Annotated in this window: 15 protein-coding genes and 1 pseudogene; 7 read left to right on the top strand and 9 right to left on the bottom strand. The window is 67.7% G+C overall.

Features of this window, described 5'->3' with window-relative positions; all coding sequences use genetic code 11:
• Nucleotides 1–2: 2 nt before the first annotated feature.
• The 3 genes from HV826_RS33370 to HV826_RS33360 all read left to right on the top strand — a co-directional run bounded on the left by HV826_RS33370 (nt 3) and on the right by HV826_RS33360 (nt 3,537).
• Nucleotides 3–1,238: a hypothetical protein gene (locus HV826_RS33370; protein ID WP_176421077.1), complete on the top strand. Its 1,236-nt coding sequence runs from the start codon at nt 3–5 to the stop codon at nt 1,236–1,238.
• Nucleotides 1,239–1,244: 6 nt separating this feature from the next.
• Nucleotides 1,245–2,942: a PAS domain-containing sensor histidine kinase gene (locus HV826_RS33365; protein ID WP_176421076.1), complete on the top strand. Its 1,698-nt coding sequence runs from the start codon at nt 1,245–1,247 to the stop codon at nt 2,940–2,942.
• Nucleotides 2,943–3,162: 220 nt separating this feature from the next.
• Entirely contained in the window at nt 3,163–3,537 is a 375-nt protein-coding gene (locus HV826_RS33360; RefSeq protein WP_176421075.1) for a hypothetical protein, read from the top strand.
• Between the two features lie 7 nt (nt 3,538–3,544).
• On the opposite strand, the gene HV826_RS33355 is transcribed toward HV826_RS33360, so the two are convergent.
• The 3 genes from HV826_RS33355 to HV826_RS33345 form a co-directional block, all read right to left on the bottom strand.
• A complete protein-coding gene (locus tag HV826_RS33355; RefSeq protein ID WP_176421074.1) occupies nt 3,545–4,396 on the bottom strand; it encodes a DUF1206 domain-containing protein in 852 nt (283 codons plus the stop codon).
• Between the two features lie 122 nt (nt 4,397–4,518).
• The gene (locus HV826_RS33350; RefSeq protein ID WP_176421073.1) at nt 4,519–5,334 is read right to left on the bottom strand and encodes a TIGR02452 family protein; all 816 of its coding nucleotides are present in this window, start codon (nt 5,332–5,334) and stop codon (nt 4,519–4,521) included.
• Between the two features lie 108 nt (nt 5,335–5,442).
• Complete coding sequence (locus HV826_RS33345) at nt 5,443–6,291, bottom strand: hypothetical protein (protein ID WP_176421072.1); 849 nt, start codon at nt 6,289–6,291, stop codon at nt 5,443–5,445.
• Between the two features lie 208 nt (nt 6,292–6,499).
• On the opposite strand from HV826_RS33345, the gene gstA reads away from it, so the two are divergent.
• From gstA to HV826_RS33330, 3 genes are all read left to right on the top strand, one after another.
• A complete protein-coding gene (gene gstA, locus HV826_RS33340; RefSeq protein WP_176421071.1) occupies nt 6,500–7,108 on the top strand; it encodes a glutathione transferase GstA in 609 nt (202 codons plus the stop codon).
• The gene (locus HV826_RS33335; RefSeq protein WP_163786901.1) at nt 7,105–7,464 is read left to right on the top strand and encodes a VOC family protein; all 360 of its coding nucleotides are present in this window, start codon (nt 7,105–7,107) and stop codon (nt 7,462–7,464) included. The genes gstA and HV826_RS33335 overlap by 4 nt, the downstream gene beginning before the upstream one ends.
• A gap of 132 nt (nt 7,465–7,596) precedes the next feature.
• On the top strand, nt 7,597–8,679 hold the full coding sequence (locus HV826_RS33330) for a GIY-YIG nuclease family protein (RefSeq protein WP_176421070.1): 1,083 nt from the start codon (nt 7,597–7,599) through the stop codon (nt 8,677–8,679).
• 616 nt (nt 8,680–9,295) lie between these two features.
• Here HV826_RS33330 and HV826_RS33325 read toward each other — a convergent pair.
• From HV826_RS33325 to HV826_RS33315, 3 genes are all read right to left on the bottom strand, one after another.
• Nucleotides 9,296–10,474: an IS256 family transposase gene (locus tag HV826_RS33325; protein ID WP_176421069.1), complete on the bottom strand. Its 1,179-nt coding sequence runs from the start codon at nt 10,472–10,474 to the stop codon at nt 9,296–9,298.
• Nucleotides 10,475–11,022: 548 nt separating this feature from the next.
• Nucleotides 11,023–13,458: a DUF4238 domain-containing protein gene (locus HV826_RS33320; RefSeq protein WP_176421068.1), complete on the bottom strand. Its 2,436-nt coding sequence runs from the start codon at nt 13,456–13,458 to the stop codon at nt 11,023–11,025.
• Between the two features lie 93 nt (nt 13,459–13,551).
• Complete coding sequence (locus HV826_RS33315) at nt 13,552–14,295, bottom strand: hypothetical protein (RefSeq protein WP_176421067.1); 744 nt, start codon at nt 14,293–14,295, stop codon at nt 13,552–13,554.
• Nucleotides 14,296–14,659: 364 nt separating this feature from the next.
• On the opposite strand from HV826_RS33315, the gene HV826_RS33310 reads away from it, so the two are divergent.
• Entirely contained in the window at nt 14,660–14,989 is a 330-nt protein-coding gene (locus HV826_RS33310) for a hypothetical protein (protein ID WP_176421066.1), read from the top strand.
• 197 nt (nt 14,990–15,186) lie between these two features.
• Here the strand turns inward: HV826_RS33310 and HV826_RS33305 are convergent, their stop codons facing one another.
• The 3 genes and pseudogenes from HV826_RS33305 to HV826_RS33295 form a co-directional block, all read right to left on the bottom strand.
• A complete protein-coding gene (locus tag HV826_RS33305) occupies nt 15,187–16,521 on the bottom strand; it encodes a hypothetical protein (protein WP_176421065.1) in 1,335 nt (444 codons plus the stop codon).
• A complete protein-coding gene (locus HV826_RS33300) occupies nt 16,518–18,713 on the bottom strand; it encodes a hypothetical protein (RefSeq protein WP_176421064.1) in 2,196 nt (731 codons plus the stop codon). The genes HV826_RS33305 and HV826_RS33300 overlap by 4 nt, the downstream gene beginning before the upstream one ends.
• A pseudogene (locus HV826_RS33295) lies at nt 18,703–19,198 on the bottom strand (hypothetical protein); the annotation flags it as partial. The gene HV826_RS33300 and the pseudogene HV826_RS33295, both read right to left, overlap by 11 nt.

The raw sequence follows: 19,198 nt of genomic DNA, 5'->3' as shown, positions 1-19,198 counted from the left end.
CCATCCCCCTGGCCCTGCCCCGCGCGCTGCTCGTCGCGAGCGTGCTGCTGGCCTCGACGTCCCACGCCCAGACCACGCCGCTGGAGGACAACAACCGCATCACCGCGGGCTACATCGAGTTGGCCTATGAAGTCGGCGGGCTGTTGGACCCCACCCTCACCCCGGGTGGCACCAGCGCCGTGCGGCCCAACTGGTTCGTCTTCGCGCCGCATGCCTCGCGCACCGGCGGCGAAGGCCTCCTGGGCGCGTCACTGGCCCGGAGCATCATCCGCGCGGCCCGCGGCCAGCCCTCCCTGTCGCTTCAGCAGGCGCTGGGGCGCGTGGGCCTCACGAGCACCCTGCATGTGTCCGTCCAGCAACTGGGCCTGCAGTTGGTGCTGTCGGGCCTGCCCTTCGACGTGGCGGCCTCCCTCGCCTCGCTCACCACGGCGCTGAACGGGGCGGCCTTGCTGGACCCGCGCACGCTCTTCACCACCACGTCGCGCTTCGTCGCGCTCTACGCGAGCGCACCCGGCGTGCTCCCGCTCGACAAGGCGGAGCGCATCGTGGACACGCTGGAGCGCACGCTCAACGAGAGCAACCTCGCCATCTTCACGGACATCGGCGGCTCGGGGCGCCTCTACTTGGACTGGCGCGCGGGGGCCGGCGTGGTGACACCCGAGCGCGTGCTGACGGAGTTCACGCTGGTGGACGCGGTGCCCGCCCAGTCCCGTCAGGCCTATGACTACGCGCTCGCGCACGCCTTCGACACGCCGCGCCCGTTCGAGTTCGACACCCTCTTCCCCGGCATGCACTGGAAGAGCCTGCTGGTGGCGGCCTTCGCGCTGTACGAAGAGGCCCGCCTGGCGCCCACGCCGGCCGCGCGCGACGCGCTGATCGCCATGGGCAACAACTACATCGCCTGGCGCGAGCAGCACGACATGGCCCAGCCTGTCTTCTCCCCCGCCGTCCAGCGGCCGGACGAGGTGTCGCGCGTCGAGCTGCTGCGCGCCATCACCCCGCTGCTGTCCACGGACTTCGGGACGATGACGTGGACGTACGCGGACTTCGCCTACAGCCAGCCGGACCGCGACGGCAACCCGCTCACCTCGCCGCCCACTGAGTACAACTGGGCCCACTTCTGGGACCGCTGGACAGGCATTCTCTTCGCGTTTGACGCGGCCTATCTTCAGCCCACGGCGCTCTGGGTCATGCCTGAACCCCTGGTGGACCCCACGGCGGCAGCGAACGGAGGCTGAGCGCGCATGGGCGAGTCGGGGCGGCCTGGGGGGGGCCGGAAACGGGGACGCGGGAACCGGCGCCGTGAGCCTCCTGACACACCAGGAGGCCCTGCGAGCGCCGGGTCGGACGGCTTGACGCCTCCGGATGGCCGGGAGACCCTTCCAGCCCCCATGAGACTTGCTCCGTCCTCCGAGCCCGTTCGTCCCTTGGAGCCGCACCCCGCCGTCACCACCACCGAGTTGCCTGCTCACGCCGCCGACGAGGTCAGCCTGTCCGATGAGGCCCGGTTGTGTGTGCTGCGGGAGATGATGGGCGAGGCCTTCTTCACGCTCGACGCCCACGGCCGCGTCCGCGAGCTGAACGCGCGCGCCGCTGCCCTGCTGGGTATGCCGGCCGAGCAGGTGCGCGGCCAGGAGCCCTGGCTTGCCCAGCCCGGGCTTTCGGGCACGGTGCTGCACGAGCGGCTGATGACGGCGTTGACCGCACGCGAGGGCGGCCGCTTCCTGGCCGAGCTGCCGTCGCGGACCTGGCTGGAGGTGACGGTCCGCGTGGTGGGTGAGGAGACGTGGGTGCTGGCCGCGGACATCACCCAGCGCCAGCACGCGGAGAATGAAGTGGCGCGCACCGAGGAGCGCTTCCGCCAGTTGGGCGAGCGCTTCCAGGTGGCGCTCGACTCCGCGCAGATGGCCGTGTGGGAAACGAACCTCGTCACCGGCCAGGTGTTCCGCTCCGAGGCCCATGACCGGCTCTACGGCTACGCCCAGCCGCAGGCGGAGTGGACACACGAGAAGTTCCTCGCCTCCATCCACCCGGACGACCGCGCGGAGGTGGAGGCCCAGGTGTCCTCCCTCTTCACCCGGCACGTGGACGCCTACACGTCCACCTTCCGCACCCGCTGGCCGGACGGGAGCTGGCATTGGCTCACCAGCCGGGCGTCGGTGATTCGCGATGCCTCCGGCAACGTCGCGGTGGTGCGAGGGGCCATCCTGGACATCACCGCGTTGAAGGAGACGGAGGCCGCGCTGCAGCAGGCGGTGCGCACGCGGGATGACTTCCTCTCCATGGCCAGCCACGAGCTGCGCACACCGCTGACGTCCCTGCGCCTCCAGTTGCAGCTGCTGCGGCGCCTGGGCGACTCCGCGCCTGGCGCGACGCTCGGTTCGGACAAGGTCGCGGGGAAGCTGGACAACACGGAGCGCCAGCTGCGCAGGCTGGGCGCGCTGGTGGACAACCTGCTGGACGTCAGCCGCATCCAGACGGGGAAGCTGGACTTCCAGTTCTCGGACGGGGACCTGGCCGGCGTGGTGTCGGACGTCGTCTCCCGCTTCACCGAGGAGGCGCGGCTGGCGGGCGTGCTCCTGGACTCGCAGGTGGACGCGCCGGCCCCGTGCCGCTTCGACCGGCTGCGCATGGAGCAGGTGGTGAGCAACCTGCTCACCAACGCCTTCCGCTACGGCGCGGGCAAGCCGGTGAGGGTGTCGCTGACGCACGCACCGGACACGACGCGGCTGGTGGTGCGGGACAGCGGACCGGGCATCCCCGCCGCGGACAGGGACCGCGTCTTCGAGCGCTTCACCCAGGGCGACAACGCCCAGCGGCGCGGGGGCCTGGGGCTGGGGCTCCACATCGTCCGGCAAATCATCGAGGCGCACGGCGGGCGCGTCCACGTGGAGGAGGCGCCCGGAGGCGGCGCCGCCTTCGTGGTGGACTTGCCACGGTAGGGCAGGTGCGGCATCCACTCATGGACACATGTGGGGCGCCGCCCACGCGGTGACACCCGGCCCTTCCTCCGATTTCTTACACCCTGACGCCTTTCGTGAAGGACCTGGCGCCATCAGTGAATCGGCGTTCGCCGGACACGTGCATCATGTCTCCCCGGTTCGGCGTGCAGCGGGTGTGGGTTCGTTGCCCGTCATGTCCGTTCCGTCAGGAGGCGCCCCGATGTGGATTGAGAGCATCATCATGCCGCGCGAGGACGACTCGGAACCCTACGTCCCCGCGCCACGGAGGGACCGGCGCAGCGGGCTCGCGGCGGCGTTGGAGGAGAGCCACAAGCTGCGCGACACGGTGCAGCGCTTCGTGAGCACCCACGACTTGTCGGACGGCGTGAGGTGGCTCAGCGAGCCCGGCCTCCTGCCCGTCATCACCATCCACTGCACGGACTTCGCGCTGGCGAAGCTGCGCGAAGCCGCGGACTTCGTGGTGGGCAGCGCGGCGCCCATCGACGTCTACCCCGCGCTGGTCGGCACGCAGGGACAGGTGGCCCCCGAGGCCCTGCTCACCTCGGCCATGCCTCACCTGCAGCGGCGCATGTAGGGCCGCTTCACGGCGTGGGGATGCGCCGGTAGCGCGCCGCGCAGAGCTGGTAGACGGCGTAGGCCACCAGCCCCAACGCCACCAGGCCCAGCAGCCAGGGGCCGAAGGGCTGACGCGCCAACGTGCCCAGCGCCTCGCCCAGGCCGCCCGCTTCTCCCGGGTCCGCGCTCAGCGCCGCCTGGATGAAGAACGAACCCACCAGCAGGAACACCACGCCGCGGGCCGCGACCCCGGCCTTGCAGATGCGCTCCACCTCGGTCCGCCGGCGCGCCGCCAATCCGGACAGGGACAGCTTCTCCAGCATGCGCCCCTTCCAGGCCCGGTGGAGCTGGTACCCGGCGAACCCCATCACCCCCAGCCCCACCAGGACGACCAGGACCTGGCCAAAGGGCTGGGACATCAACCTGGCGGTGAGCCCCTGATTGCCGCCGCCACCGCCGCCACCACGGCCGCGCAGGAGGTTGAAGGCCGTGAGCGCGAGACTGGCGTGAATCACGCCGCTGCCCGCCATGCCCACGCGCGCCGCGAGGCCCTTTCCGGAGCGGCCCTTGTCTTCCAAATCCCAGGCGGCCTGGGCGAAGCGCCACAGCGCGAAGGCCACCAGCCCCACCCCCAGCAGCACCAGCAGCACCGAGCCGAAGGGCTGGCGCGCCACCTCCTCCACGGCGCCATGGGTGTCCGTCGCCTGGCCTCCTTCACCCGCGGCCAGCATCAACGCCAGCACCCCAATCACCGCGTAGACGGCCCCGCGCGCGGCGTAGCCCACGCGGGCCGCCCACTCCACGCCGCTCCGGCTCGCGTCCTGCCCCGCCCGGGCCGCCCGCTGGAGGTCGGGCCGGCGCCATGTCCCCGTCGCCATGTGTCCTCGTTCCTTTCCGGTGCTCCTGCCACATCCGAGGGGGAACGATGCACATGGACGCGGCGGCCCCCAACGGGTGCTCGCTCGGCTGCCCGCTCAGGACGCTGGGGTGGCTTGTCTCGTCAACCGAAGCGCGCCTGGAACGCACGCAGATTGGGCCCGTCCCCGCCGCGCTCGTAGACGGCGAAGACGACCTGGTCGAAGGCGCCTGGGAGTGAAGCCAGCCCCAGGGCGAAGGCCTCCGCGACCTCCACCGGGTTGTTGCGGAACACGCCGCATCCCCAGGCGCCGAGCACCAGCGTGCGGTGCCCCTGGCTCGCGGCGACACGGAGCACCTTCAGGGCCCGCGCCTCGAGCACCTTCCGGATGCGTCCTCCCAGGTCCCGGTCACGCGACAACGCCACGCCCGCGTTGGGTGCGGGCGCCGTGAGGATGGACACCTGGAAGGGCTGCTCCAGCAACGTCAGGCCCTCATCCCGGAAGAACGGCACGTCCGGCGAATAGATGAGGTGGTCCGTGTAGAGGGGCGACCGGTCCGCGCGGTTGACGTCGTAGTAATCGCGCTGCGTGAGCAGGCACGGGTACAGCGCCGAGCAGCGCGCCAGGTCCTCTTCCTGCGCCTTCGCACCGCCCAGGAAGCCACCTCCGGGGTTCTTCGCCGACGCGAAGTTGAGCGCGGCCACATGGGACACGCCCGCCTCCGCCAACCGGCGCGCGGCGGCGCCCGTCTTCTCCGAGGTGACTTCGATTCGAGGCGCCAGCGGCGTGGCCGCCATGGGGAACGACAGCCGTGAGAAGTCACCCGGCCGGTACAGCTCCGTGCCGGAGACCGCGCGCTCCACCGCCTCCCTCAAGTCGACACGCCGCCCCGAGGGAGCCAGGTACTGGCTCCGCTCGAGGATATCCACCGTCTCCTGTCCAATACCCTTCAACGACATGTGCCGCGTCCAGTCTGTTCGCGCTCGCGCGGAAGTGCGTGAATCTTAGTGTCGAAAGCACACGAACAAACCCCGGGCCACCTGACAGGCGCCCCGCTCCGGCGTGGCTCAGTCGCAGCCGACGCGCTGTGTGCTCACCACGACGTTGTCAATCCACGTCTCGGAGCCGGACGCGCCCAGCGGGTGGACGAAGCCGTAGCCCACGGAGAAGTTGTTGAAGGCGCGCATGCCGATGTTGGTGAAGTCATGCGCCAGCGTGCCGTCCACGTAGACGCGGGTGTTGCCATGCGTGCTCGACGTGCTGTCGCGGCGGACCTCCCACTCCAGGCACACCCAGCGCCCCGCCTCCATGCCCAACTGGACGGGCTCGGGCTGGCGGTTCCAGCCCTGCCCTTCGCGGAAGGACCAGTCATCCAGCGCGAAGCCGCTGTCCTGCATCACCTGGAGCTCGAAGCCGCCGAAGTCCGCGTCGAAGTTGGACAGGACGAAGAAGGTCCCCATCTGCCCGAACACCCCTGGCAGCGAGCGCATGTAGACGTGCGCGCGCACGAAGAGCCGGGTCTCGAATGCAGGGATGCGCTGCTGCCACTGCGCGATGGCCTTGCCGGCCTGCTGCCGCTCGTCGTGTCCATCCTCGGTGACGACGTGCAGCGCGCCCGGGCCGTTGCGCGTCCGCGTGCTGTCCACCTGGATGGAGGCGTTCTCCGAGCTGGCCGTCCATCCGCTGGGGGCGTCGCCGCTGTCGAACAGCTCGCAGAGCAGCGCGTTGGCAGGACAGGTGCCGGGCTCGGTGCTGGGGCCCGGGTTGTCGTCGCCCGCGTCGGTGCCGGAGTCCGTCCCCGCGTCGGTGCCCGCGTCATTGCCAGGATGGTTGTCGTCACCATCATCCGAGCACGCCGGCAGCACACCCAGGGACAGGACCGCGAGAGGGAGCAGGAGAGACGACTTGAGACGCATAGGTTCAGGTATCCGGACAGGCCCGCGGGGCCGGGCCTGCGCTGAGGGGACGCGGTCGGGCGGGCTCCCCGGACCGGTGCCGACCTTCGCGAATCCCTATCACCCGTGGTGCCCGCGGGTCACCTGGGCAGGGCGGACCCAGGGGGCGGGACCGACCTGCATCCGAATTCATGGCGAACGGCGTCGGAGTCGTGCAGGAATCCGCGCCATGAAACTCTTCTACGCTCCCGGTGCCTGCTCGCTGTCGCCCCACATCATCCTTCGCGAGGGCGGCTTCTCCTTCACCACCGAGAAGGTGGACATCCGCGCCAAGAAGACGGCGGCGGGCGAGGACTTCGTCACCATCAACCCCAAGGGCTACGTCCCGGCGCTCCAGTTGGATGACGGCAGCCTGCTGACGGAGGGCCCCGCCATCGTCCAGTTCCTCGCCGACCAGGTCCCCGACAAGAAGCTGGCCCCGGCCAACGGCACGCTGGCGCGCTACCGCCTCCAGGAGATGCTCAACTTCATCTCCACCGAGATTCACAAGGGCTTCAGCCCCCTCTTCAACCCGGCGTACCCGGATGAAGGCAAGCGGCTGACGCGTGAGCGGCTCGCGCTGCGCCTGGGCGTGCTGGAGGCGGTGGTGGCGAAGCAGGCGTACCTGCTGGGCGAGCAGTTCACCGTGGCGGACGCGTACCTCTTCACGACGCTCAACTGGGCCAGACACACGAACGTGGACCTGGAGCCCTTCCCCGCGCTGCGCGCCTACCACGCGCGCGTGGCGGACCGGCCCGCCGTGCAGGAGGCCCTGAAGGCGGAAGGCCTCACGAAGTGACGGCGGCGTTCGTCAAGCTGCTCGTCACGGACAGCGCGCGCTCGGTGGCCTTCTATGAGGCGCTGGGCTTCGAGCGTGTGAGCGCTGAGCCCCCCTTCGTCCACCTCCGGTGGGCGGAGGCCCTGGACGTCTACCTGGTCACACCGCCGCCGCAGTTGAAGCTGGAAGGGCGGCGCGGCACGGGCGTGCTCGTCGGCCTCCGCGCCGAGGCGCCACACAGCGTGGACGAGGTGCTCCTGCGGGCTCAAGCGCAGGGCGCCGCCGTGGATGGCCCCACGGTGCAGCCCTGGTTCACCCGGGAGCTCATCGTCACCGACCCGGATGGCTACCGGCTGAACTTCATCGAGCCGGCGTAGCCAGGCTTCACCGCGGGACAGGGCGAGCGGCCTCCACCCGAGGCCGCCCGCCCACCGAGGCGGCTTGGGCGGGGCGGCCGGCGGGCGCCACACAGGGGGCCCGCACGCGGTACGGTGCGGGCCGCCTGCATCATGGAACCCCGCGTCGCCGCCCTCTTCGCCCACGTCCGCGAGCACGCCGAGAACCGTCCTGGCGTCTACCGGATGCTGGGGCCTTCGGATGAAGTGCTCTACGTGGGCAAGTCCGTGCGGGTGCGCACGCGGCTCTTGTCGTACTTCCGCGCGGAGGCGCACGAAAAGGCGGCGGAGATCATCGCCCACGCGCACCGCGTCGTCTGGGAGTACACGCCCAGCGAGTTCGCGGCGCTGCTGCTCGAGTTCCGCCTCATCAAGTCCCAGCGTCCCCTCTACAACGTGGAGCACAAGCGGGACCGGGGCCACTGCTTCATCCACCTGACGCGCGAGCCCGTCGCCCGGCTGCGCGTGGTGGGACAGGCCACCGGCGAGCGCGGCGACTACTACGGGCCCTTCCACGGCCGGAGCGCCGTGTCCGACGTGGTGCGCGCGGTGAGTGACTTGCTGGAGCTGCGGGACTGCGCGGCGGACACGCCCATGCGCCTGGCGGACCAGGGCCAGCTCTTCCCGTTGAAGCAGGAGCCGCTGTGCATGCGCGGGCAGCTCTCACGCTGCCTGGCGCCCTGTGCCGGCGGCTGTACGCATGCGGAGTACGACGCGCGCGTCGCCCAGGCCCGCGCCTTCCTCGAAGGCACGTCCGACACACCGCTGACGCTGCTGCGCGAGCGCATGGCGCTGGCGGCGCGCAGGCTCCAGTTCGAATACGCCGCGGAGCTGCGGGACCGGGCGGAGCGGCTGGAGCTGATGCGCGGCTGGGTGGTGGAGCTGAGCCAGATGCTCAAGCGCCTCTCCTTCGTCTACACGGTGCCCGGCCATGGCGGTGAGGACCGCGTCTACGTGGTGCGCCGGGGCAGCGTGCGCGCGGAGCTGCCCACGCCCGTCACGATTGAGCAACACCAGGCGCTGGAGGCCCAGGCCCGTGAAATCCTCGAGCGGCCCGAGCCGGAGACGCTGGGCTTCCGCGCGCATGAAGCGCAGGAGGTGATGCTGATTGCCCGCTGGTTCCGCCTGCACCCTGAGGAGCTGATTGAAAGGCCCTGCAAACCGGCAGGGCCATTTTGGTTAACACGAGTCGCGTGATGGATTGCACCGGACACGCGCGCTTAAGCCCCTGAATTACAAGGGTTTTCACCCCACGACGATTCAGAGGACACGCTCTACGCTCCGCCGCTCAGAACGCGATTTCCCATCCCTTCGGCCGCGGATTGGGCTTTCTGGGGCTCTCTTTCGCCCAATAATCTGGGGAGAGAGGAACCGAGAGCGGTTAACAGGCGCTGTTAACCGTTGGGGCAGCGGTTAACACAAATCCCTGAGAGTCCCAGTTCTCCGCTCTAGGATTTCCAGGAGAGCTGCTCTCTCCGCTCTCTGGCTTCGCTCCTTACATGCTTTGCAGGCCTCCGAAGGAGCGTCGTGAGTCTGGCAAGGGCCCTACACAGGGCCGGCATGCGCACTCCTGCCCTGCGGTCCCTCACTCACGCAGCACCACCGACCCGCGCGGGGAGCCGCAGTACCTGATGCGGATCAAACCCAGGGCGGGTTCTGGCGCTCCGACGACCGGAGCGGGCCGGGGGAGGCCCTCTTCTTCGAATACCGTCGTACCCATTCGTAGGCAGGTCCTATACGGTATGGGGTCAAGTCCCGAATCGTGTGTAGTTGGTTCGGAGGGGGTTCGGGGGAGGGAAGCTCCCTGGCGGCATCATGCAGCGGCGGTGTCAGGGGTTGAATTCAGCAGGGACATGTCGAGGTAGCGGCGGTCATCCCAGACTCCGGTGACTTCAAGGGCGACGGCGGTGATGAGGCGCAGCGCACTGGCGCGGTCCGGGAAGGCGCCGACACTGCGGATGCGGCGCTTCACCTCGCCGTTGAGCCGCTCCAGTCCGTTGGTGCTGCGAAGGCGCTTCCAGTGGGCCTTGGGGAAGGCGAAGAAGCAGGTGGCGGCGGCGAAGCCCTCGCGCAGGCACTCCATGGCCTCTGGCAGGTGACGCCCCAGCCCCTGCTCAAGGGCCTCCAGCCGCTTCCTGGCGTCCTGGAGGTTGGGGGCCTCGAAGACGGCGGACGTCTCCTTGCCCAGGCGCCCACGCAGCCTCCAGGGCGCTTTGGCGAGCACGTTCCGGGTGAGGTGCACGGTGCAGCGCTGCAACCGCGCCTCCGGCAGGGCCTGGCGGGCGGCGGCCGACAGTCCCGCGTGCCCATCGGCGATGACGAGGCGCACGCCCTTCAGCCCGCGCTCCAGCAGTTGGCGCAGCAAGTCCAGCCAGGACTCCGCCGACTCGCTGCCGCCCAGCGTCACGGCCAGCAGGTGTCGGTGCCCATCCTCGCCCACGCCGTAGGCCACCAGGGCGGAGACGTTCTGCACCGTGCGTGCCCACCTGGCGTCGAGAAAGGTGGCATCCAGGTACAGGTAGGGGAAGGCCTGGGTGAGAGGCTGGGTGCGCAGCGCCTCCACCTTCTCCTCCAGCGTCCGTGTCACCCGGCTCACCGTCGAGCGCGAGACGGCCTCCCCCATGAGGGCGCGCGTCACCTTGCCCATTTTCCTCGTGGAGACGCCCTGCACGTACGCGCTGGTAATCGCCTCGTCGAGTTCCCCGCTACGACGCTTGTAGCGCCCCAGCACCGCCCCCGCGCTACCGCTGTGCCGGGTGCGCGGCACCACCACGTCCACGGCCCCCGCCGTCGTCACCAACGTGCGCAGGTAGCTGCCGCTCTGCACATCCACTCGCCCTACCAGCTTCTGCCACCGGCCAGCCCCCACCAGCTCCCGTACCTCTTCCTCCAGCAGCGCCTCCAGCGTCATCCGGATGGCACCGCGGAACAGCGCCCGCAAGTCGGTCTGCACCTCTTCATGCGCGGGGGATTCAAACTCGGTATCGTCCACGTCGGGGAACTCCTCGGCTCCCCTGCCAGGGGGAGACCGTCTCGGTTGGTTTCACCGAGGAGCTTCCCTCTTTCACCCTCGTCCCGCCTCGCCATCTACACACTTATAGGGACACGACCCGGTATATGGACCTGTCCGTTCGAAATGGGGGCTACACCACCATGGACCCAGGGCTGTGCGGTCGGCGTACACCCTACTGCTGCCGCCGCCGTTCTCGCCCCCCACGTAGCGGGGGTTGAGGAGATCGGGCATCGTCAGGGCCACGGTGTCCCCGGTGCCGATAGTGAGCAGGCCCGTGCAGCCAATCTTCAAGATGTGGAAGGCTTCATAGGCGCCAAGCGCTGCGGAAACGGCTGTCACCCACGAGCAGTTACCGTTCACGGCCATAACATAGTTGCCTTCGTACGCCTGCAGTTGGACGAGGTCGCCGGATTGCAGTTCGAAGCCGTTGCGGTCCACCGGTCGGAACCTCGTTCAGAGAGAAGCGGGACTGGCCCAACTGGCGTACATATCGCCGCCGCCGCCGTCCGCGGGCTGCGCAGCCTCGTCTACGCCTTCTGGTCGGGCGCCGGCTCGATGAAAAAGGCCATCGGCACGCTGGGCAGGTGGTGCTCAGAGCTGGACATCAGCAGCAGCCGGTTGACGTTGTTGTGCTGGATGCCGTGAGTGGGGAAGATGCCGCGCACCACGCCCTGAGTGAAGGAGGGGACGGTCTGCCTCATCTGCCTTTGCGCCTCGCGGTTGAGGTGCTCCAGCCGACTAGCGAGCTGGGCATCCCAGTTGGGCTTCGCGCCCTGATGGCCCAGTTCGGAGAGACAGTTGAACACGTCGCGGAACAGCGGTCCGTAACCTTCGTAAGCGCCCGTCGCCGAGACGCGCATATAGTCCTCGATTTCATTAACGAACCCAAGTGGCGTCGCGGCAAGAGCGCGGGCGAACTCGGCGACATCAGGGGGCTGGCAGCCACCCTGGCGCAGCACGGCCAGTTGAACTTCCTTCCAGCGGTGCGGTGAGTCGGTGACGATCGAGGCGCCCGTGGCCTGGGCGAGGTAGAGGGCCATCTCAAAGTTCGGCGCCATCCTAAAACTGCTGTACTGGCCGCTATCTTTCCCCCCATCCATCAGTCCCTCCTGCACAGCCGCTAGTGGGTCGAGTTCCCGAAGTCGCCGGATGCCTGCAATGGCTGCGTCGCGGACGTAGGCGTCAAGATCTGGCAACATCTCTCGCCACTGCGCGCGGTGGTATTCCTCGGGCATCGACATCAGGCTGCGGCGATGGTCCTGATCCATCAGCCGCATCGTGCGCTTATCTTCGTCCGGGGAGATGAGACTGCCGGCCGACCGCGCCTTCGCCATCTGCATCATCTGGTGGTGCAGATGGGTGTCGAACACCGTCGGATTGGGAATCAAGTTAACGTAACCCAACTCGACCAACGGCATCAGTTTCAAGAACAGGACCACGTTCTTGATGAAGTCTTGATGGTAGCTGCGGGGATTATGGATCGGGCTGAACTCTGGGCGCATGTTCGCCGCGTGGGGGAACGGGCTCTCGATGATGAGTTCACCGAAGTAGAGCGCCGAACCAAAGGCAAACTCCATGATAGCGCTGGGATGCAGAAACCCGGTGTAGACCGCGCGAGGTCGGCCGTCGGGTTTCGGCAGGAGCTGCAGGATGTCGGTCTCGATCGGCCACAGCGCTTGGTAGAGGCTGTGCACATCGCGGATTTGCTCGTCCGACAGGGCGCGCCGCACTTCCAGCCAGTCTGGCGCCTTGTCGAGTCCAAGTATGCCCTCGATCCCTCGATAAAGCATAAGGTTGCGCTCGCGAATCCCGCGCTCGGTCCAGATTGGCCGGAGATGCTGCGGCAATGGCTGGCAGCAGGCGCTGAATGATTTGCCTGAGCCGCAACCGCAGACGTCACGGGCAGTCAGAGCGACCTTCGGCGGCGGCTTCTTGAGGAAGTCAGACTCCTTCTCGGTCCGGCCGAACGCGTCCTGGTAGTAGACGCGCCCGTCCTCGAAGCCGGCGAAGAGTTCGCCGCCGAAGCGCCAGATAGCCTCTTTGGGAGGGCGGAGCATCTCCCTCAGTGAGTCCCATGGCGTCACGTCGCCCACCTCGGGGTCCAGCCACTCCTCGCGACCGGCGGCGATGTAGCGGTGCGCGCGCGCCTTGATCACGCGGTTGATTCGGCGGACATCATCCGCGCTGAGCCGGCGCGTCCGTGCGAACGCGTCCGTCCTCGTGATCGAGGTGCGGAAGTTCCGCGCGAAGGTGCGCTTCTCAATCGGCGCGGCATTCTTATCTTTAGCGTATTCGAAGTTGGTGAGGATCAGGCAATGGTCACGATCGAGGGGGTAGATCGTCTGCGAGCCCTTGAGCGCAATCGATGGATCGAGCGGGTAGCGGCAGCCGTCGGCATCCGGCGGCACACCGTGGTTGTAGATGGTAACGGGGTGGTCGCTGATGATGAACTTCACCTCCGAATCCGCAGCCGACACGATCTCGCGCACGCCCTCCGTCCAGATTGTGCAGTGCATCGCCTGGATGCCCTGCATCTCCATCATCAACTCGTTCTGGGAGAGGCGGGGGTAGCTCATCTTCAGCCAGTCGAGCCCCTTGGGCGTCCGCAACTTCTGGCTGTCGATGAAACGGAAGATCATCCCGAAGTGCTTGTGCCAAGCACCCGGGTCCTCCCCGATGAGCGACCTAATCGCCGGGGCGCCGTCGGCGTCTATCTTGCCAAAAAGCAGCCGTTCAATTTCGTCGTTCAGTAAGTCGCCGAACGCCGTTGTGTATAAGTCGCGCTGAAAAAAGCATTGTTTGGGCGAGGATTTAAAGCGGGAACTGCCGGGCCTGAGTCTCCCATCTGGCAACTGATGGACATCCGGCTTAAGGTCACGATACGCGAGCTGGGTGCAGTCCGGCTCAAGGAAGCCCCGCTGGTACCAGATCGGTACGTAATGGTTATCGCGTGTGATGGGCATATGGCGGCGGTTGCAGGTCGTTCAAGTCGTCCGAAACGGCGTCGGTGCTGTGCGGAGCGCCGACGTTAGCAGCCTCTAACGAAAGTCTGCGCTCTACTCCGAAGGTTCGCGCCCCTCTTGTCTGTCTAGAAAGAGAGAGAGCTCTCCGCGGTTCACAAGGTCGCGTCCCACCGTGAATTCCTCGAACATGGAGGCGGGAGCCAGCCAGTACGGCAGGTCGGTCTGTCCAGCCATTCCCCCTTCCCGGAATGCGTCGTCACGCGGAGTTTTCTTATCCACCTTCACGAAGAAGACAACACCGCCGACCATCAACCGCATCGTGTTGACCCCTCCCTTCCTGTCGGGCTTCGGTGCTCGGTAAGCAAAGACCCCATCATCGTTCTGCGCTCGCAGGGGCCGGAATCCGACTGCGTTCACGCTTGAGGGAATCGGCGCACCTCGGAAGGCGATGTTCTCCAGTATCGCCTTGTACGGCCCCAACTCGATGCGTCCCTGGGAGGGCTTGGTTGATGCGTACTTCCATAGGAGAGCGGCAAGAAAGCGGATGATGTCGTCACCCGCGACGCCAGCAAGCCGATGGACGCCCAGTGGCTTCCCAACGGCGGCGGCCCGGAGAGCGTCGAGAGATTGCTTTGCGCCTCCTTCCAGCTTTCCGATCTCGTTGTCACAGGCACCGCATAGAATGTCCCTATTCCAGATGCCGGACTGGGTGTCCTCATACTCGCCAGACTCGCGAACAACGGCATGCGCCTTCCCAACCTGGACCTCAAGCGCGAAGGTCCGGGGGATGAGGTGAGCCTTGATGGTCTTGACAGCTCCGCAGACTAGGCACGGCATTCGGAACTCCAGTGCAGGCGACAATAGCCCCAGCTAGTGGCTCGGGCCTCGTGGGTATCCAGAACTCGATAGCGGGTTCTGATGGCCCGCACCTGGATTATCGATGCTGAGTCTATACCTTCAGTTCTTGCTCAGGCGAAAGTGCATCCACCCAACCGCCAGCATCCGGCAGCTCGAGAGTGTGTCCAGATGGAGCCTGCGGGCGCCTGCCACCCGGCGCAGGCGCCCCCGTCCGGGCCGTTCGTGCCTTGCTCCCGCCACTCAGCACATGCCCGCGGCACAAGAGCGCGCATACCATGGCATGGTCTGGCCCCCGGCAGTGCCGTACCGCACTGCCCTGAAGGGAGCTGATGGAGAAAATGGCATGCCAAAACGATTGGTGATCCTGGTGGCACATCCGGAAGACGAGCAGCGGTACGAGAACCGCTGGAGCCCGACGATGGAGCAGCTCGTGTTCATCACGACGAACCGGAAGATTTTCACCCAGTGCCAGCGCGCATTGGATGGCAGCAACGAGTGGGTCTACGTGCAGAGAATGGAGTACGGGCGCCACAAGAGCCGCGTCATCGGCCGGGCGAAGGTGGCGCAGTTCGACGAGGCGGAGCTGCGCGTATGGTTCGAGAATTGGGAGGACTATGACGCCGCGCCCTCGCGGACGTTCGGAGGTTCTACTTTCGCCGACTTTCCCGAGTGACCCGACGGCACTTCGCCGTTCGCTCTGCTCCGCAGCGGTAACGGAGCCCCGGTTAGCGCGAGAGAGCGCGCTTGTGGGCAAAATACGAAGCCTCCCTCCCATCAGGTGAGGCAGAAGCTGCTGGCGCGCCCGCCGACGCGCGCCCAGGCTCCTCCAGCTTCTGCCTCGATCCTCCACGCCCTGCCCAGCCGCCGCAGTCAGGGCCGGTACCGCTCCACCGCATGGAAGAACTGCGTGAGCGAGTAGTCCAAGAGCGACTGGCGGGACTGCATGTACCGGCGGACACGGAGGAAGGGCAGCCAGACGCGCTTTCCAACGCGCACCTGGGACTCCTCAAGCTTCTGCCGCAGCACCCAGGTCCCACCCAACCGCCGCACCAGCACGTCTCCCAGGTAGGCACCGAGCGCTGGAGCTGTGTGACTGTCGATGAGTTCGCGAGTGTACCGCTCCGGGAAGTTGTCTTGCCAGAAGTAGAAGTCCAAGTCCGTGAGGGACTCGGCCGTCTCGTCCATGATGGAGGGCACCTTGGTGTGCAGTGCTGCCACAAGCCCTTCGGACAAGTCTCCGTAGGATTCGAGGACGCGCTCCGGATTCGCCACGTCCGAGGGATGGCCGACCGGGAGCCACTCCTCCACCTCTGGTGGCCGAAAGGCGTTGAACTCGGCGATCTTCCGTTGCCGCTCGCTGATGGCGAACTCGTCTGGCAGCCGCGAGAGGAACGGCGCCACGTCGGGGTGAAAGCGCGGCTCGACGGGGACGAGTGCGGCGCTGCGCTCTTTCAGCGTGCGCAGCACCGTATCGAAGTCGAGGTCCGGCCGAAGGTGCACGTGGGCTCGGGCCTGGGCCACCCGAGCCTCCTCACTGGCGAAGTCGGCGGCGGAAGGCCGTAGCACCAGGAGGACGGACCCATTGGGAAGCGCCTCCACAAGGTGCGCGGGCGTCGAGAGCATCCGTTCTCTGCCTACGCTTTCCACGAGCTTGGGGCCGAAGATGTTCAGCCAGAACAGCTCGTAGACCTTGTCGAACCCATCTCTTCGTGAAGTCGTTCCATCACGACCGAAATAGGGCGCTCCTGCGAGCTGCCGATCTGCCATGCCGTGGGCCATGGCATATGTGACGGGGATGTGACGAGCCCAGGCTCGGACAGTTTCAATGAACTCCCGGCAGCGTTCCTTCCTCGAAAAGAAAGAAAGCGGTTGGAGCGTCGCTGAGATCCCCAGCTCAGCAGGCGAGGCTGTGCTGCCGAGGCTCAGTGTCATGTCCAACGCTGGAGCAGTGGTCCGATACAGCCCGATAGTCACGCTTCCGGATGTGCGCTCTTCCTCAAGCGTCTTCGAGATTGCGGTGCGTGAGTACTTCCGTCGCCGCCGTCCTTCGATAACATCCGGCATCCACTCGCCCCCATGCGCCTCGAGTGCATTTAGGATGGGCTCCAACCGCGCTTCGAGCGTTGCGCATTCGGCGACATTGCCGTCGACGAGCAGTCGCAGACGGTCCTCCACTGGCAGCTCATGGAACTCGAGGATTTTCATTGAAACTGTACCTCCACGCCAGCGACCTCACTCTCAGCTTTCATCACTGAGCGTTCGAGTGCATCAAGATCTTGAGGCTTGAGCCTACCGCCCTCATAGATGACGCGAACCCTTTGAACCTGCGTTTTCTGCACAAGCTCTGGCCGGCGGATGGACAGCGTCTCCCCGTAATATCGCAGTGCCGCGCGAGCATCCTCAACCAGCTGAGATTGGAGCGGCTTTTCCTTCATCGATGAAAGGTCCCGACTCTTGAGACTGAACGTCTCCACACGGGGCATCGGACCAGCAGTTGGCCCTTCTTCGATGACGAGCACATCCGCGAAGCGAAGGTCCGCCTTGGCCACCCCCACGTGCGTCACGATGCGGGGCCGGTCGAAGTCCTTGAGCCACTTCCGCTTCGCCCGTGGGAGGGCCGCGTCCGCCTCCAGGAGGGCGACCATCTTCCGCTCGAAGGCCAGGCCCCGGGCGTACCTGTCACGAAGGAGCTGGTAGCCAGCCCACTTCAGCGGCCCCTTCTCCGCAATCCCCTTCGTGATTTCCGCAGCCCGCGTCTCCAGGTACGCCACGTAGTCGGCCCAGAGGGGCTCCGCAGCGACTTCGGCAGGAGCAGCCCTCCGCAGAGCCTCGCGGTGCTTCGTCAGCTCCGCCACGTCCATCGTCAGGCGCGCTCCCGGGAACTCCGCCTCCCACTGCTTGAACTTCGCCTCCGCCACCTCGGCAGGGAGTCCGGCCGCCTCGGGAGGCAGGGAAGGCCGAGTCCCACCCTTTCTCCCGGAGCCCGCGCCGGTCGATGCGGCGCTCGGGGGCTCTCGGTACCTCACGGCCAACGTGCCCTGTGCCTGCGCGACGTTGCCTCGCGCCTCGTACAACGCCAGCGCGCCCGACTCGCCCCACTCCGCCACCAGAATCGCTGCGTCCCGGTCCTGCTGGAGGTAGCGAGCCAACGCCCCCACACCGCGCTCTCCGACGCGCGCTTCCAACCTCTCCAGCACCGCCCTCAGCGCCTCCACGCGGGACACCACCGCCTGGAGGCGGGCGCGCTCCAGCCGGGAGACGCCCGCTTCACGAAGCGCGCGCGCCCCCTTCCCTCCCGCGTACAAGCCCACCATGAGGGCCGCGGGCGCCAACTGCCGCGTGGCCTCCTCGTACTCCCCCTTGGCGAGGGAGGCCCCGCCCTGCGCCGTCCCCGCCACCAGGTGGTAGAAGCCCAGCGGCAGACCGAAGGTGAGGGCGTCAAAGGACGCCAGCGCCACGTTGCCTGGCGCGAAGGCCCCCAGGAGTTGGGCGTTCTCCACCTCGCGGTAGGCTTCCTGGTAGGGCGGTGGAAGCCGCGCGGGCAGCGCGGACGCCTCCACGCTCCGGCTTCCGCCGACGAGGGGAATGGAGGCCGCGACGTCATCCACGGCCCGACCCAGCCCGCGCGCGATGTCGCCGCCGCGGAAGCTCCGCTCCGGGAACTCAGCGAGAGCCAGGCCTCGCTCCTTCAGCTCCTCGCGCACCACCTCCATGGCCCCCAGGGCGCGCTTCAGCAGCTTGTCCTCGGCCAGCAGGCGCAAGAGCTGCCGCGCCTCGTCGTCGTGAGAGGTGTGCAGGACGAAGAGGGCGAGGACCTCCGCCTTGGCCGGGCCGTGCTTCTGGGCGGCGGTGGCGAGGAAGGCCGCGCGCTTCTTGAGGAGGACGCGGGCAGCATCGGCCTCCAGGGGGCCCAGGGCGCCCAGCCGAACGGCGTTCCAGTCCGAGAGGGCCTCCACCAGCCGGGGCATGTCCGCCTGGCGCTGCAAGGCCAGGAAGGCCGCGGGCGTGGTGCATTCGAGGAAGGGCGCCAGCACTGCCTCCTCCGAGTCCAGGTGCGGCCAGCCCGTGGGGACGTCCCCGCACACCCCCGCCAGGGCTCCCACCACGCGCAGGGGCGCCGTTTCTCCTCCGCCGGGATTCGGGGGAGACGGCGTAGCCCGGCGGCGGTGCAGCAGCGGTCCGTCCGAGGACTCCGCGTCGAAGTCCTCGATCGCCTCGTCCTCGGGGAGACTCGCGACGGCACCGCGCCCAGAGGCCACCAGGGGCGTCGCGCCCGAGACGGTAGCCAGGGTGACTCCCGGCCCCGCCCGTGAGGGCAGCGAGGCACACCCCGACGTCAAGAGGGCCAGGGCCAGCACCAGGCCCGCCATGCCACGCGGCAGTCGCTCAGCGCGCATTGTCCACCCCCAGCCCCACGGCCGCGAAGGCTCCCGGCCGCAGCGTCCCCTCCGGCGTGGGAAACAGCAGCGTGCCGCCCTGCCCCAGCGCATGGAAGTTGCCTCCCAGGAAGCGCCACCGGGCCTCTCCCGAGACGACGTAGCGCGCTCCGGGCTGGCCCATGGCCGTCGCCAGTCCGCCGACGCCCACCGTGAGGTTCCGGTGGAAGAGTTGCGCCTCCACCCGCCCGTCCACGTCCACCCGGCCCCAGGAGAAGGCCTCCACCCCCAGGGAGAGGAAGAGGTGTCGCTGGCGCATGCCACTCAGCCGCACCGCATCCCAACTGAGAATCACCTCCCCGTAGGCGGAGGCCCCCTCCGAGAAGGACGCCTCCGCCAGCGGCATGGAGGCCGGGCCCGCTGCCTGGAAGCGCGCCAACTCGAAGTCCGGGCCGAAGGAGCCCTGACGGAAGCCTCCTCGCTGAAGGCGGGCCTCCAGACGGGCC

The organism is Myxococcus sp. AM010, assembly GCF_013372585.1.
In the GTDB taxonomy this organism is placed as follows: Bacteria; Myxococcota; Myxococcia; order Myxococcales; family Myxococcaceae; genus Myxococcus; species Myxococcus vastator.
This window is presented reverse-complemented; position numbering and strand designations above follow the sequence as displayed.

What these genes read in the sequence shown, in the direction of transcription:
- HV826_RS33365 (WP_176421076.1), top strand. Translation starts at nt 1,245, where the DNA reads ATGGGCGAGTCGGGGCGGCCTGGGGGGGGCCGGAAACGGGGACGCGGG.
- HV826_RS33360 (WP_176421075.1), top strand. Translation starts at nt 3,163, where the DNA reads ATGTGGATTGAGAGCATCATCATGCCGCGCGAGGACGACTCGGAACCC.
- HV826_RS33355 (WP_176421074.1), bottom strand. Translation starts at nt 4,396, where the DNA reads ATGGCGACGGGGACATGGCGCCGGCCCGACCTCCAGCGGGCGGCCCGG.
- HV826_RS33350 (WP_176421073.1), bottom strand. Translation starts at nt 5,334, where the DNA reads ATGTCGTTGAAGGGTATTGGACAGGAGACGGTGGATATCCTCGAGCGG.
- HV826_RS33345 (WP_176421072.1), bottom strand. Translation starts at nt 6,291, where the DNA reads ATGCGTCTCAAGTCGTCTCTCCTGCTCCCTCTCGCGGTCCTGTCCCTG.
- gstA (WP_176421071.1), top strand. Translation starts at nt 6,500, where the DNA reads ATGAAACTCTTCTACGCTCCCGGTGCCTGCTCGCTGTCGCCCCACATC.
- HV826_RS33330 (WP_176421070.1), top strand. Translation starts at nt 7,597, where the DNA reads ATGGAACCCCGCGTCGCCGCCCTCTTCGCCCACGTCCGCGAGCACGCC.
- HV826_RS33320 (WP_176421068.1), bottom strand. Translation starts at nt 13,458, where the DNA reads ATGCCCATCACACGCGATAACCATTACGTACCGATCTGGTACCAGCGG.
- HV826_RS33315 (WP_176421067.1), bottom strand. Translation starts at nt 14,295, where the DNA reads ATGCCGTGCCTAGTCTGCGGAGCTGTCAAGACCATCAAGGCTCACCTC.
- HV826_RS33310 (WP_176421066.1), top strand. Translation starts at nt 14,660, where the DNA reads ATGCCAAAACGATTGGTGATCCTGGTGGCACATCCGGAAGACGAGCAG.
- HV826_RS33305 (WP_176421065.1), bottom strand. Translation starts at nt 16,521, where the DNA reads ATGAAAATCCTCGAGTTCCATGAGCTGCCAGTGGAGGACCGTCTGCGA.
- HV826_RS33300 (WP_176421064.1), bottom strand. Translation starts at nt 18,713, where the DNA reads ATGCGCGCTGAGCGACTGCCGCGTGGCATGGCGGGCCTGGTGCTGGCC.